Annotated in this window: 11 protein-coding genes, 1 tRNA gene and 1 rRNA gene; 4 read left to right on the top strand and 9 right to left on the bottom strand. The window is 55.0% G+C overall.

Going from position 1 to position 13,966, the window contains the following annotated elements; translation table 11 throughout:
* Positions 1-23: 23 nt before the first annotated feature.
* Positions 24-99 (top strand) — tRNA-Phe (locus tag CYR55_RS22180).
* Positions 100-347: 248 nt separating this feature from the next.
* Here the strand turns inward: CYR55_RS22180 and pqqF are convergent.
* From pqqF to gltP, 8 genes are all read right to left on the bottom strand, one after another.
* Positions 348-2,786 carry a pyrroloquinoline quinone biosynthesis protein PqqF gene (pqqF, locus tag CYR55_RS22175; protein ID WP_101818487.1) on the bottom strand — a complete coding sequence of 813 codons (2,439 nt, stop codon included), beginning with the start codon at positions 2,784-2,786 and terminating at the stop codon, positions 348-350.
* 7 nt (positions 2,787-2,793) lie between these two features.
* The gene (gene pqqE, locus CYR55_RS22170) at positions 2,794-3,927 is read right to left on the bottom strand and encodes a pyrroloquinoline quinone biosynthesis protein PqqE (protein ID WP_101818486.1); all 1,134 of its coding nucleotides are present in this window, start codon (positions 3,925-3,927) and stop codon (positions 2,794-2,796) included.
* Positions 3,920-4,201: a pyrroloquinoline quinone biosynthesis peptide chaperone PqqD gene (gene pqqD / locus CYR55_RS22165; protein ID WP_101818485.1), complete on the bottom strand. Its 282-nt coding sequence runs from the start codon at positions 4,199-4,201 to the stop codon at positions 3,920-3,922. Before pqqD ends, pqqE begins: the two co-directional genes overlap by 8 nt.
* Entirely contained in the window at positions 4,198-4,965 is a 768-nt protein-coding gene (pqqC, locus tag CYR55_RS22160; protein WP_101818488.1) for a pyrroloquinoline-quinone synthase PqqC, read from the bottom strand. The genes pqqD and pqqC overlap by 4 nt, the downstream gene beginning before the upstream one ends.
* 9 nt (positions 4,966-4,974) lie before the next feature.
* Positions 4,975-5,886: a pyrroloquinoline quinone biosynthesis protein PqqB gene (gene pqqB / locus CYR55_RS22155; protein WP_101818484.1), complete on the bottom strand. Its 912-nt coding sequence runs from the start codon at positions 5,884-5,886 to the stop codon at positions 4,975-4,977.
* A 58-nt stretch (positions 5,887-5,944) separates the two neighbouring features.
* Positions 5,945-6,016, bottom strand: a complete 72-nt coding sequence (pqqA, locus tag CYR55_RS22150; RefSeq protein WP_071822147.1) for a pyrroloquinoline quinone precursor peptide PqqA — start codon at positions 6,014-6,016, stop codon at positions 5,945-5,947.
* A gap of 221 nt (positions 6,017-6,237) precedes the next feature.
* A complete protein-coding gene (locus tag CYR55_RS22145; RefSeq protein ID WP_101818483.1) occupies positions 6,238-7,275 on the bottom strand; it encodes a dipeptidase in 1,038 nt (345 codons plus the stop codon).
* A gap of 159 nt (positions 7,276-7,434) precedes the next feature.
* Positions 7,435-8,751 carry a glutamate/aspartate:proton symporter GltP gene (gltP, locus tag CYR55_RS22140; RefSeq protein WP_101818482.1) on the bottom strand — a complete coding sequence of 439 codons (1,317 nt, stop codon included), beginning with the start codon at positions 8,749-8,751 and terminating at the stop codon, positions 7,435-7,437.
* An 878-nt stretch (positions 8,752-9,629) separates the two neighbouring features.
* Here gltP and acs point away from each other — a divergent pair.
* The 3 genes from acs to actP are packed head-to-tail and all read left to right on the top strand — an operon-like array spanning position 9,630 to position 13,604.
* A complete protein-coding gene (acs, locus tag CYR55_RS22135; RefSeq protein ID WP_101818481.1) occupies positions 9,630-11,591 on the top strand; it encodes an acetate--CoA ligase in 1,962 nt (653 codons plus the stop codon).
* A gap of 52 nt (positions 11,592-11,643) precedes the next feature.
* Complete coding sequence (locus tag CYR55_RS22130) at positions 11,644-11,955, top strand: DUF485 domain-containing protein (protein WP_101818480.1); 312 nt, start codon at positions 11,644-11,646, stop codon at positions 11,953-11,955.
* Positions 11,952-13,604, top strand: a complete 1,653-nt coding sequence (gene actP / locus CYR55_RS22125; RefSeq protein ID WP_101818479.1) for a cation/acetate symporter ActP — start codon at positions 11,952-11,954, stop codon at positions 13,602-13,604. Before CYR55_RS22130 ends, actP begins: the two co-directional genes overlap by 4 nt.
* Before the next feature lie 275 nt (positions 13,605-13,879).
* Here actP and rrf read toward each other — a convergent pair.
* Positions 13,880-13,966 (bottom strand): 5S ribosomal RNA (gene rrf / locus CYR55_RS22120); the annotation flags it as partial.

Below are 13,966 nucleotides of genomic sequence, written 5' to 3'. Positions count from 1 at the left end.
AATACGGTTTAATGCGCCCCGTTGCCCGGATAGCTCAGTCGGTAGAGCAGGGGATTGAAAATCCCCGTGTCCTTGGTTCGATTCCGAGTCCGGGCACCACTATTTAAAGAACCCGCCCAAAAGGCGGGTTTTTGCTTTTCTGCGTCTGGGCTCTCCATCGAACTGCGTTCGATTATTCGGGCTTCGCCCTCACCCCTCCGGGGCCAGCGCGACAAGCGCGCTGTGCAACACGCCTGCGGCGTGTTGTCCGAGTCCAGGCACCATTATTCAGAAAACCCAGCCAATGGCTGGGTTTTTGCTTTCTTGCTCAGGTGTCTACCGAACAGCAGTGATTTATTGATTGCCGCCTACGACTCGCCTGCCTTTTCTCTATCCCCGGAATTATCTTGGCCCGTTGATAACACCCACCAGGAGGTGTGCTCATGGCAAAGCTGATGGTGAGACGCCAAAAGCGTCGGGAGTGCAAGCCCGTGGATTTCAGCGTCCTGTAAAACCGGTACATGTCCGGATGCCTTCTGCCACGCTGCCCAGGCGCGGTCAATAAGGTTGTCAGCCGGGTGTTGCAGCGCCAGCAAGGCATCCTGGTAGGTGAGCAGTGCGTCTGTTGATAACGCGGCAATTTCAGCGGTCATGCTGTCGAGAAAGTCGTGGGTGTGGCGCAGCAGTTGCCCGGCGGTCAGGTGCGGGGATTGCAGGGCAAACAGGATGCCCTGCCGGTCGGCGCTGTGGTGGAAACGGCAGCTCACCACATAGCCGATATTCATCTCGACCCGTAACCGCTGGAAGAAACGCGGTTCGTAAAACATCGCCAACAGTCGCCAGGCGGCCAGCGCTGTGGCGGTGACGTCGCGCAGCGGGCAAAAGAGCAACAGCGCATGGTCGTGGCTGTCAGAGGTAAGGGCCCATTCCCTGCATGCCGGTTCTGAGGGCGGGGTAAGCGCAGAGGGCGCATTGACCGTGCCGGGAAACGCCGACAGCAGGTGGGAAAGCCGGTGATGCAATGCCGGGTCGCCGCCGTAGAGGCATGCTGCCCAGTGCGTGGGGAGTGCACCCTGATTATCCGCGTGGGCCGTCAGCGCGTGCGGCAACTGGTTCAGCAATGCCCGTATCGGGATCTCAGTGCGCCGGGCGTCACGCTCCTGCCTGGCGGCCCGCGCGCCCTGCCCCTTTGCGCTTTCCGGTATATGCCCTAGCGTGCGCGTAAGGTGATGCAACGCGAAAGAAAGCGTCGCCGCATCGCCCCGGCAGGTCAGCAGCCAGATGCCCTGATAGCGCGCGAAGGTCAGTTCCCCGCCACGGTGGGCCATATCTCCCGCCAGCGTCTGCAGGGCGTAGCGGACGGTATGGCCCCAGCCCCCTGAAAGATCGCTGCCCGCCGCGGCGCGCAACAGTACGATGCCCTCGCCTTCGGCCGCATGGAGATGCGGCAACTCAACCATTTCCACAGGCAGCGCCGCAGGCAGATCGTCATAGGCAACCGGATGGAAGCGCCATGCCGGCGCGCTGAACACCGCCGGTACGGCAGGCGAAAACGCCGTCAGCACCAGGGGGAATCCCTGTATGCACACCGCTTCGCCTTCGACATCCGGTGCTGCCCACACACGCGCCATCCGCGCTGGGGTCAGGTGCGCGAGCAGCTGCTGCCAGCCGGTGATAAAGGCAGCGTCCACGTCGCTAACCGGCGGGAAACCAAACGCCTGCTCACGCAGGTGATCGAGCGGCGTCTGTTGGTCAGCATGACGGCGTGCCAGTTGCGCATAGTGTTGCAGGTGAGTATGGGAAAGCGGCACCAGCGCCTGTCGCCATTGGTGAAAAAGCGCCTCGATCTCCGCATGCATTGACGGGTTCAGGTCGCTGCCGCTGAACGCCAGCGAGATCATCCATGCCTCAGTGGAGCAATAGGCAATCAGTACCCGTACCTCATCACACAGGCCACGGGCGCGCAGAGTGGCAAGCAGCCCTTGCGCCGCCTCATCCCTCACCCACTGCCGCAACAGGGTTAGCGCCGTCGCCGGCACTGTCGGAGGCAACAGAAACGCCAGTTGCAGCTGTGGCACACCATGAACCTTAACCGCCAGATTTCGCCGCCCGGCGAACGTCACCGGGTGTACCGCCGGGAAATGCGGTTGCCCCGAGGCGGGCAGCTGTTCACCATAGCGGTGCGCAAGGTGGGACAGTTCGGCAGAGGTGAAGGGGCCTTGCAGCCACAGCGTCATGTTCGCAGCGTGATAAAAGCGGTGATGGTACTCCCTCAGCGCCTGTTGTAAGGCATCGGGATCCGGGCCGAAGCTCGCCAGGCTGCCGACGTGAAAACGGTGCAGGCCGGGCGGCCCCTGGAGGGTCTGCATCAGGGCGGCGGCGCGCAGCGTCTCTGCATGGGTGCGCAGCAGGCGGTATTCGGCGTCAATGATCGCCGTTTCCTGCTGCTGCGCCTCCGGCGTCAGCAACGGCGAGGCCAGCATATCCACCAGCCGCGCCAGCCCCGGTTCAAACTGCTGCGCACTTGCCTCAAAGAAAAAGGCCGTGGCGGTCGCCAGCGTGGTGGCGTTGACCTGCCCGCCCGTGGCCTGCACCCAGGCCATCAGCCGGTCGGCCCCCTGAAAGCCCTCGCTGCCGGCAAACAGCAGATGTTCCAGCAAATGCGCCAGCCCCGGCCACGCCTCGGGTTCATTGTGGCTGCCGACGCCGACCTGCACCAGTGCCGCCGCGCGGGTCGCCTTCGGCCGGCAGATCAGATGAACCTGCAAGCCATTCGGCAGGTGCAGCGTCGCGCGCTCCTGAGGCATCCGTGGGTCAGACCTTGAAGATCAGCTGGGAGTTGGCGCGGTTGCGGAAGGTCAGCTGATCGATCTTCATCGTGGTGCAGTTGGCCTCTTCGCGCGCCGCCAGGATTTTGCCGTGATGCGGTGATTTGGAGCAGACCGGATCGGCGTTATCCGCGTTGCCGGTCAGCATGTACGCCTGGCAACGGCAACCGCCGTAATCTTTCTCTTTCTCCGGGCAGGAACGGCACGGTTCCGGCATCCAGTCATAGCCACGGTAGCGGTTGAAGCCAAAAGAGTCATACCAGATGTGCTCCAGGCTATGTTCCAGCACCGACGGGAATTTTACCGGCAACTGGCGGGCGCTGTGGCACGGCAGGGCATCGCCTTCCGGCGTGACGCTGAGGAAAATGGCCCCCCAGCCGCCCATGCAGCCTTTCGGGCGCTCTTCGTAATAATCCGGCGTGACGAACAGCAGATTCGCCAGATTGCCGCTGGCGGCCATGCGCTCGCGGTACACCTGCACCGTCGCCTCTGCCCGCGCAATCTGTTCACGCGTCGGCAGCAGCCCTTCGCGGTTCAGGTGCGCCCAGCCGTAGAACTGGCAGGTCGCCAGTTCCACATCATCCGCTTCCAGTTCAATGCAAAGCTCAATGATGCGGTCGAGCTGGTCGATGTTATGCCGGTGCAGTACAAAGTTGAGCACCATCGGGTAGCCCTGCGCTTTCACCGCTTTCGCCATCTCAAGCTTTTGCTGGAACGCTTTTTGTGAACCGGCCAGCGCGGCATTCAGCGTTTCATCGCTGGCCTGGAAGCTGATCTGGATATGGTCCAGCCCGGCGTCACTGAACGCCGTCAGCTTCTTCTCGGTCAGGCCGATGCCTGAGGTAATGAGGTTGGTATAGAACCCCATATCATGCGCGGCCTTGATCAGCTCCGGCAGATCTTTGCGTACCAGCGGTTCGCCGCCGGAGAACCCAAGCTGCACACTGCCCAGCTCGCGCGCCTGACGGAATACCTCAATCCACTGTTCGGTGGTCAGCTCTTTTTCCTGCTTCGCGAAATCGATCGGGTTGGAGCAGTACGGGCATTGCAGCGGACAACGGTATGTCAGCTCCGCCAGCAACCAGAGCGGCGGGTTGACCTGTGGTTTGGACTCACTCACGGAACATGATCCACTTTTGTTCATAGGCGCTGATGAAGAACTCCTTCACATCTTCACCTACTCCGCCGGCATCAGGAAAACGCGCGTCCAACGCGGCAATAATCTCGGCGACGGTCTGTTTGCCGTCCACCAGCTGCAAAATGGCGGTGGCGCTCTCATTAAGCTTCGCCATGCCTTCGGGGTAGAGGATCACATGGCAATCCTGCACTTTTTCCCATTGCAGCCGATACCCACGGCGGAAAACCGGGGTGCTCTGCAGGTTAATCTCAATCATACGAGTCTCTCTGTGTGCCACACGGCTTGCTGCGTCACGGTGTGATAAGGCGGGCGATCCAGCGCGTAGGCCATGGTCATGGCGTCCAGCATACTCCAGAGGATATCCAGCTTGAATTGCAGGATTTCCAGCATGCGTTGCTGTTTCTCCACGGTGTCGCAATATTCCAGCGCCAGCGCCAGACCATGTTCGACATCGCGGTTGGCCTGGCTCAGGCGGCCACGGAAATAGCCGTAACCTTCGGCTTCGATCCATTTATAGTGCTGCGGCCAGCTGTCGAGGCGCGACTGGTGGATCTGCGGCGCGAACAGCTCGGTGAGCGAGCTGCACGCGGCTTCCTGCCAGTTGGCGCGGCGCGCGAAGTTAACATAGGCATCCACGGCAAAGCGCACGCCGGGCAGAACCCGCTCTTCCGATAACAGCACCTCGCGTTTCAGGCCCACGGCTTCACCCAGACGTAACCACGCCTCAATGCCCCCTTCCTGCCCCTGACTGCCGTCATGGTCGAGAATGCGCTGTACCCATTTGCGGCGCGTTTCCGGATGCGGGCAGTTCGCCATGATGGCAGCATCTTTCAGCGGGATGCTGGTCTGGTAGTAGAACCGGTTGGCAACCCAGCCCTGGATCTGTTCTACCGTCGCCTGACCGTTATGCATCGCAATATGGTAAGGGTGATGGATGTGGTAATACGCACCCTTGGCGCGCAGCGCCTGCTCAAACGCTTGCGGCGTCATCAGTTGCGCGGAGGTCTGTTGTGGATTCATGGTCATTACCTAAAGATCAATCGTCATACCATCCCAGCTGACCTCAATGCCCTGCTGCGTCAGCATGTGGCGCTCAGCGGAATCTTCATCAAGGATCGGGTTGGTATTGTTGATATGGATAAGGATTTTGCGTTTGGCCGGCAAGGTGCGCAGCAGTGCTGCCAGACCGGTCTCTTCCGACAGGGCCAGGTGGCCCATATCTTTACCGGTATTACGGCCGACGCCGGTGTCTGCCAGTTCATTGTCACGCCACAGGGTGCCGTCAATCAGCAGGCAGTCCGCTTTTTTCATCCAGCCCAGCAGCGCTTCATCCGGCTCGCCCAGGCCTGGGGCGTAGAGCAGCGTACGGCCGCTGGCGGTGTCTTCAATGAACAGGGCCACGTTATGGCCGGGCAGCGGTTTACCACGGTATTGTGAATAGGGCGGCGCGTTGCTCAGCAGCGGGATGGCGGTAAAGCGGATCGCCGGGCACGCGGATGTGGTGAACGCCTCATGCGGGGTAACACCGTGGTGAATCAGGCCGCCATTCCAGTGGGAAAGCATGGTGAACACCGGGAAGCCGGTGGTGAGATCGTCGTGCACTTCCGGCGTACACCAGACATGGTGCGGGCAACCTTCACGCAGGTTGAGCAGGCCGGCACAGTGGTCAATCTGGCTGTCGGTCAGGATAATCGCGCCGATGCCGGTACCGCGCAGCACTTCAGGCTTATTGAGTTCGGGCGTGGCCGCGAGCTGGTGACAGATGTCAGGCGAGACATTGCACAGCACCCACTCTTTGCCGTTGTCGCTGACGGCAATAGAGGATTGCGTACGGCGGGACGCATTAAGCGTGCCCTCACGTACACCCTGGCAATTCCGGCAATTGCAGTTCCATTGCGGAAAGCCGCCGCCTGCCGCAGAACCGAGAACTTTAATCTGCATGTGTAGACCGAGAAGGGAAAGAAAGAAGATGCCCACAGCCAGGCCGTGGGCATAAGAATCAACGGTTGGAGATGTACAGAGTCACTTCCAGGCCGAGACGCAGGTCAACAAATTTAGGTTTAGTCCACATGGTGGTTATCCTCTGGGTGTTAAAAAGCATTCAATCAATGCTTAACTTATTGCGGCAAACAATACGCGGATTGTCAAATTCAGCAGGGAGAAACCTGTTGGCAAGGTCAACCCGGCGCATTGCCGGGCCGCAATCATTTAGCGGCGCTGATGTTGCTCCAATGTAAATGGTTTATCAACCCTTAATACGCCGTGGCTATCATCGGGCAACATCCGCCGGACCTACCCGCCCCAGGTGCTTTTCAGCACCCGGAGCCAGTTACGCCGGGTAATTTTTTCAATCAGTTCACGATCATAACCCGCCTGGGCCAGCGCCTGTAACAGCCGGGGCAGCCCGGCAACATCCCCCAGCTCGTCAGGGACGCTGATGCCGTCAAAATCTGAACCGAATGCCACCCGGTCTTCGCCCAGTGTAGCGATCAGGTAATCCAGATGTTTGACGATTTCTGTTATCGGGGTGTTTCCATCACGTTTCCCATCTTCGCGTAAGAAGGCATTACCGAAGTTCACCCCGACCAGCCCGTCACTGTCACGGATTGCGGTCAGTTGCCTGTCTGTCAGGTTACGGGGCTGGGCACAAAGTGCATGAACGTTGGAATGGGTAGCCACCAGCGGCGCGTCGCTGATGTCCGCCGTCTGCCAGAATGCTTTCTCATTCATATGCGAAACATCAATCATGATCCGCTTGCGGTTGCAGGCACGCAGCAGCGCCTTTCCTGCCGGGGTCAGCCCGTCACCGCTGTCTGGTGAGCCGGGGAAACTGCCGCTGATCCCTACACCAAATTGGTTCGGCAGGTTCCAGAATGGCCCGATGCTGCGCACCCCGGCATCATAAAATTCATCCAGCAGGGCGAGTTCGTCATCCAGCGCTTCTGCGCCCTCAATATGCAGCACCATCGCCAGCACGCCACGTTCGATACACTGCTCAATCTCCTGCACCGTGCGGCAGAGCCTGGCCTGACCGGCGGATTGCGCCTCAATCTGATGCAGAATGGCGATTTGCCGCCGGGTAATACCGAGCGGATCATGCGGGGCGTAAGCCGTGGCGGGTTTCATCTGTGCGGCATAGTCCGCAGGCGGGACAAATACCGCAAACAGCCCACCAGCAAAACCACCCAGACGTGCACGCGGTAAGTCCAGATGCCCTTTCAGCGGCCCATCCAAAAAGGCCCGGCCGGGGTGTTCATCATGGTGCAGCCAGAGGCTGAGCAAAAGGTCGTTATGCCCGTCAAACACCGGCAAGCTGTGCGCGTTATTCATAGGGATTCAGTGTGTAAAAAGGGGATCTGCCTCGTTATACGGAAAGGCCGGAAAGCGCGCAAGTAAGAAAATCTTTAGTTATGCAACAAAACCTCCCCTGTCGCGCCCAATAAAAAAGGGGAACTGCCTGGGCAGTTCCCCTTCTTCACGTCACCTGAATCAGGATTGTTTCAGCTCACGCGCTTTTTCTATCAGCATCCGCTTTTCGTAACGGGCGGCTTTTTTCTCGTCGAACTGTTTTTCCCATTTCGCAATTACCAGCACCGCCAGGGCGTTGCCCACCACGTTCAGTGCGGTACGCGCCATGTCCAGCAGGCGGTCAACGCCGGCAATAAAGGCCAGGCCCTCCAACGGAATGCCTGCACTGCCGAGTGTGGCCAGCAGTACCACAAAGGAGACACCCGGCACGCCCGCGATCCCTTTTGAGGTCACCATCAGCGTCAGCACCAGAATGATCTCCTGGCTCAGCGACAAGTCAATGCCGTAGAGCTGCGCAATAAAGATGGCGGCGATACTTTGATAGAGCGTGGACCCATCCAGGTTAAAGGAATACCCGGTCGGCACCACAAAGCTGGTAATCGCTTTTGGCGCGCCATAGGCTTCCATTTTCTCAATAATACGCGGCAGAACGGTTTCCGAACTGGAGGTAGAATAGGAGAGGATCAGCTCATCTTTCAAAATGCGGATTAACGTCATAATGCGCAGTTTACACAGACGGGCAATACCGCCCAGAATCACCAGCGCAAAGAACACAATCGCGAAGTACACCAGCAGCATCAGTTTGGCGAGCGGCAATAATGACGCAAAACCAAAGTTCGCGACCGTTACCGCAATCAGGCCAAATACCCCAATCGGCGCATAACGCATGATCATGTTGGTAACTTTGAACATGCTCTCCGAGACGGCTTTAAATACTTTCAGCAGCGGCTCTTTGGTCTCTGCCGGCAGGGAAGAGAGCCCCAGCCCAAACAGTACCGAGAAGAAAATGATCGGCAACATGTCGCCTTTTACCATCGAAGCGAAGATGTTCGACGGAATTAGCGACAGGATAGTGTTCACCAGGCTATGGCCGCCGGTTTGCACTGTTTCAGTTGTTTTCTCATATTGTGAAATATCGACCACAGCCAGCGTCGACATATCGATACCGTGACCGGGTTGAAAAACATTAGCCAGTGTAATTCCCACCACAATAGCAATCGTGGTGACCACTTCAAAATATATAATGGTTTTCAATCCGATGCGGCCCAGCTTTTTGGCATCTCCTACACCGGCAATACCCACTATCAGGGTGGAGATAACAATAGGCACGACAATCATTTTAATCAGACGGATAAAGATATTCCCGGCTGGATTAAGAAAATTATCAATTAACCACTCTTTTGATTCTGTCTGGTTATGTAATACAGCACCAACGATAATACCTAATACTAATGCGATCAGGATTTGCCAGGCGAGGCTGATTTTAACACTTCTCATACCGAAAAAGTCCTCAAAGCCTCCTTTCTCCTTTTAATAAGGGGAAAAGAGTACTTAATCATTACATACGGGCTATAGTTAATGAGATGAGCATTGCAGCTTCCCGTCAGATGCAAGCCGGGTAAATCAGTATCATTTTGCGCCGCCTGACTGCAAGCGCTGATTTTGTATGCAATTTGTGCAGAATAACCATATATAAAACCTATGTATAAATGGTTGAGCCATAAGTTTTTGTTATTTCTTGTATTAATTTTGTCACAATCACCAATTTTATAAGATAAAAGCTTAAAATCGTTGGTGAAAAAATTTGGCCTTTTGGTTAATTATTATTCAGTGCTAGCCAATGTTATGTTTATACTTTGTTAATAATTAACGCGCCTGATAGACCGCTTTTTTAACAGGGGAATAGGATCTTTCTGTTTTATCCTGATGCTTTTCCTGCTTTATCGTTGTGTTAAATAATTGCCTCCCCTTTCTTCATCCCATTATCAGGCAATAAGCCCCTTCTATTACTGTGCCGGTTTACCTATTTCAACGCAGTGCGGACGCCAGCGCAAAAACATTGCGCAGCGCTTTCTCATGTCTGCCTATATAAATGATAGGCCGCTGCCTAATAAAAGGGATTTCACCTTTCTCTGCCTGTTATCTGCTTTTATGCGCTATTTCTTCTCTTTTTGAAGCGAATGCACCCCGTTTTATCACCCTTTTCCACCTGAGGAGAATGCGGCTTTTTTCTCCAGAAGTGATTAATTTCTCAGCTATTTCATAAGAAGTTACGTGTTGCGTGATCTGTCGCCCAAAAAGCGAACAAAGAACCAAGGCAAACTACAATTAACTTATGTTTGACATACTATTAACAACTTCAAGGAGAAATGACGATGAGCCAGATTCACAAGCACCCGATTCCTGCCGCTATTGCAGAACATGCCCTGATTAATCCAGAACAGTATCAGCAGTATTATCAACAATCTGTTGAAGATCCGGAGGCCTTTTGGGCCGAGCACGGCAAAATTGTCGAATGGATAAAGCCTTACAGCAAAATCAAAAATACTTCCTTTGCACCAGGTAATGTCGACATTCGCTGGTTTGAAGACGGTACGCTGAATCTTGCTGCGAATTGCCTGGATCGCCATCTGGCAGAACGAGGCGACCAGACAGCCATCATCTGGGAAGCAGATGATCCGCAGGAAGCGGGCAAGACCCTGACCTATCGTGAGTTACATCAGGATGTGTGCCGCTTCGCTAATGCGCTGAAGAAGTTAGGCATTACTAAAGGGGATGTGGTTGCCATCTATATGCCGATGGTGCCGGAAGCGGCAGTCGCTATGCTGGCGTGCGCCCGAATTGGCGCCGTGCACTCCGTGATCTTTGGTGGGTTCTCTCCGGATGCCGTTGCCGGGCGCATTATCGATTCCAATGCCAAACTGGTGATCACCGCTGACGAAGGGCTGCGCGCCGGGCGCACGATTCCATTAAAGAAAAATGTGGATGATGCACTGAAGAATCCAGGCGTGACCTCCATTACCCACAGTATTGTCCTGCGCCGTACCGGCAAACAGGGCGAGTGGCAAGCGGGGCGCGATCTCTGGTGGCATGAGGTGATTGCCGATCTCCCGGATACCTGCCCGGCGGAGGAGATGCAGGCAGAAGATCCGCTGTTTATCCTGTATACCTCCGGCTCTACCGGCAAACCCAAAGGGGTATTGCACACCACTGGCGGGTACCTGGTGTATGCGGCCCTGACTTTTAAATATGTATTTGATTACCACCCAGGTGACGTTTACTGGTGTACAGCAGACGTCGGCTGGGTGACCGGCCACAGCTATCTGCTGTATGGCCCGCTGGCTTGTGGTGCCGTTACGCTGATGTTTGAAGGCGTACCAAATTACCCGACGGTTAATCGTCTGGCACAGGTGGTTGATAAACATCAGGTCAATATTCTCTACACCGCGCCTACGGCCATCCGGGCCTTAATGGCGGAAGGCGATAAGGCTATCGAAGGCACTTCGCGCACGTCGCTTCGCATTATGGGATCGGTCGGCGAGCCGATTAACCCGGAAGCCTGGGAATGGTATTACCATAAAATCGGTAACGATAACTGCCCAATCGTCGATACCTGGTGGCAGACCGAAACCGGCGGCTTCATGATTACTCCCCTGCCGGGCGCAACAGAATTGAAAGCCGGCTCAGCAACCCGCCCATTCTTTGGTGTTCAGCCTGCATTAGTGGATAACGAAGGTAACCCGCAATCTGGTGCCTGTGAAGGTAACCTGGTGATCACCGATTCCTGGCCGGGCCAGGCCCGCACACTGTATGGCGATCATGACCGTTTCGAGCAGACCTACTTTTCTACATTTAAAAATATGTACTTCAGCGGCGATGGCGCCCGCCGGGATGAGGATGGTTATTACTGGATCACCGGCCGGGTTGATGACGTACTGAATATTTCCGGCCACCGTCTCGGGACAGCAGAAATTGAGTCCGCACTGGTGTCCCATCCGAAAATCGCGGAAGCGGCCGTGGTGGGGATCCCTCATAACATCAAAGGCCAGGCCATTTACGCCTATGTCACCCTGAACCATGGCGAAGAGCCGACGCCTGAGCTCTATACCGAGGTGCGTAATTGGGTACGTAAAGAGATAGGGTCTATCGCTACGCCCGATATTCTGCACTGGACAGATTCGTTACCGAAAACCCGTTCCGGCAAAATTATGCGTCGCATATTACGCAAAATTGCCGCCGGGGATACCGCAAATCTTGGCGACACCTCGACCCTTGCCGATCCTGGTGTTGTTGAGAAGCTGTTGGAAGAAAAACAATCAATGAACGTCACACCGTAATTTACACCGCCTGAGCGCGGTGTTCTCACTCAATGCCTCACAGGAGATTGCGATGAATGATGCTACTTATCAAGGGATTGAAAAGAACCCGCGCTTCAGGGAATTAGTGCAAAAACGCGGCCACTTTGCCTGGCTGCTTTCGCTTATCACGCTGGCGCTGTATGTCTGCTTTATTTTACTGATTGCTTTTGATCCGCAATGGCTGGGTACGCCGCTTTCTGAGGATACCGTGATAACCCGCGGCATTCCGGTCGGCATTGGCCTGATTGTTATCTCTTTTGTGCTCACTGGGATCTACGTTTACCGTGCCAATGGCGAGTTTGACCGCCTGACTCATGAAATTGTGCGTGAGGTGAAGCTATGAACATCCGGCTGTTAATATTGCTGACGTTGTCAGCCCTGCCTTCACTCGCCACTGCACGGGTAGCAGGTGAAGTACAGCGCCAGCCCCTGAATATTCAGGCGATTATCATGTTTGTGCTGTTTGTTGGGGCAACGCTCTATATTACTTACTGGGCATCCAAACGCACACGCTCCCGTCAGGACTATTACACCGCCGGTGGCCGGATTACCGGATTCCAGAACGGTCTGGCTATCGCCGGTGATTTTATGTCGGCCGCATCCTTCCTGGGGATCTCAGCGCTGGTGTATACCTCGGGTTATGATGGCCTGATCTACTCCATTGGGTTTCTGATTGGCTGGCCAATTATTCTGTTTTTAATCGCGGAACGCCTGCGTAACCTGGGACGTTATACGTTTGCTGATGTCGCTTCATACCGGCTCCAGCAGAAACCTATCCGTACCCTTTCCGCTTGCGGCTCGCTGGTCGTGGTGGCGCTCTATTTAATTGCCCAGATGGTGGGGGCCGGGAAGTTAATCCAACTGCTGTTTGGCCTGAATTATCATGTCGCTGTAATACTGGTCGGCATATTAATGGTGATGTATGTACTCTTTGGCGGCATGCTTGCCACAACCTGGGTGCAGATTATTAAAGCCGTCTTGCTTCTGGCCGGTGCCAGCTTTATGGCCCTGATGGTGATGCAATCGGTAGGGTTTAACTTCAATACTCTTTTCACTGAGGCAATTAAGGTTCACCCCAAAGGGATTGCCATCATGAGCCCAGGTGGCTTAGTGTCTGACCCTATTTCAGCCTTGTCACTGGGCCTGGCCTTAATGTTTGGTACTGCCGGCTTACCCCATATCCTGATGCGCTTTTTTACCGTCCATGATGCGAAAGAAGCACGCAAAAGTGTATTTTATGCCACCGGGTTTATCGGTTATTTCTATATTTTGACCTTTATTATCGGTTTCGGGGCTATTTTCTTAGTCGGCAGTAATCCCGCATTCAAAGACGCGACCGGTGCCCTGCTTGGCGGTACGAATATGGCAGCTATTCATCTGGCCAATGCCGTCGGGGGTAATTTCTTCCTGGGCTTTATCTCGGCTGTCGCTTTTGCCACTATCCTGGCCGTTGTCGCAGGACTGACGCTAGCCGGCGCATCTGCCGTCTCACATGATCTCTATGCCAGTGTGATTAAAGCAGGCAAAGCAACCGAGCACGATGAGCTTCGGGTTTCAAAAATTACAGTCGTGATTTTGGGTATCGTCGCTATTGGATTAGGTATTCTGTTTGAAAAGCAAAATATTGCCTTTATGGTAGGGTTAGCGTTCTCCATCGCAGCGAGCTGTAATTTCCCTATTATTATTCTGTCCATGTACTGGGCTAAGCTGACCACCCGGGGTGCCATGATTGGCGGCTGGCTGGGGCTGCTGACGGCCGTTATCCTGATGATTCTGGGTCCGACAATTTGGGTACAGATTTTGGGACACGCGGCTCCAATTTACCCTTATGAGTATCCAGCGCTCTTCTCTATGATCGTTGCTTTTGTTGGTACCTGGCTATTCTCTATTACCGATCATTCGGAACAAGGGAAACAAGAACGCGCCCGATTCTTCTCGCAATTTGTTCGCTCTCAAACGGGGGTGGGTATTTCGCAAGGCGTGCAGCATTAAAGAATAATATCGTTGTGAACATAGTCTTTTGTTAATGTATTATGACCAAAAGCCACCTTAGATGGTGGCTTTTTACTGCCCGAAGCAGCCTACTTTTGGCTATTAATAAAACAGAGAATAAATATCGAGCTGTTTTTTTTGAGGAGCGAGCTAGCTAATCGCCTATAACAGAGAGAATTATGAACAAAGGGCCAATATTTCTGCATAGCATGTGGCTAAGCTTTTCCGCATAGCAAAAAGGCCATCCTTACGGATGGCCTCGTGCTTAATTTGATGCCTGGCAGTTCCCTACTCTCGCATGGGGAGACCCCACACTACCATCGGCGCTACGGCGTTTCACTTCTGAGTTCGGCATGGGGTCA

It is taken from the genome of Chimaeribacter californicus, assembly GCF_002858675.1.
Classification (GTDB): domain Bacteria; phylum Pseudomonadota; class Gammaproteobacteria; order Enterobacterales; family Enterobacteriaceae; genus Chimaeribacter; species Chimaeribacter californicus.
The sequence above is the reverse complement of the archived record's forward strand: the minus strand, read 5'-3'. Positions and strand labels throughout refer to the sequence as shown.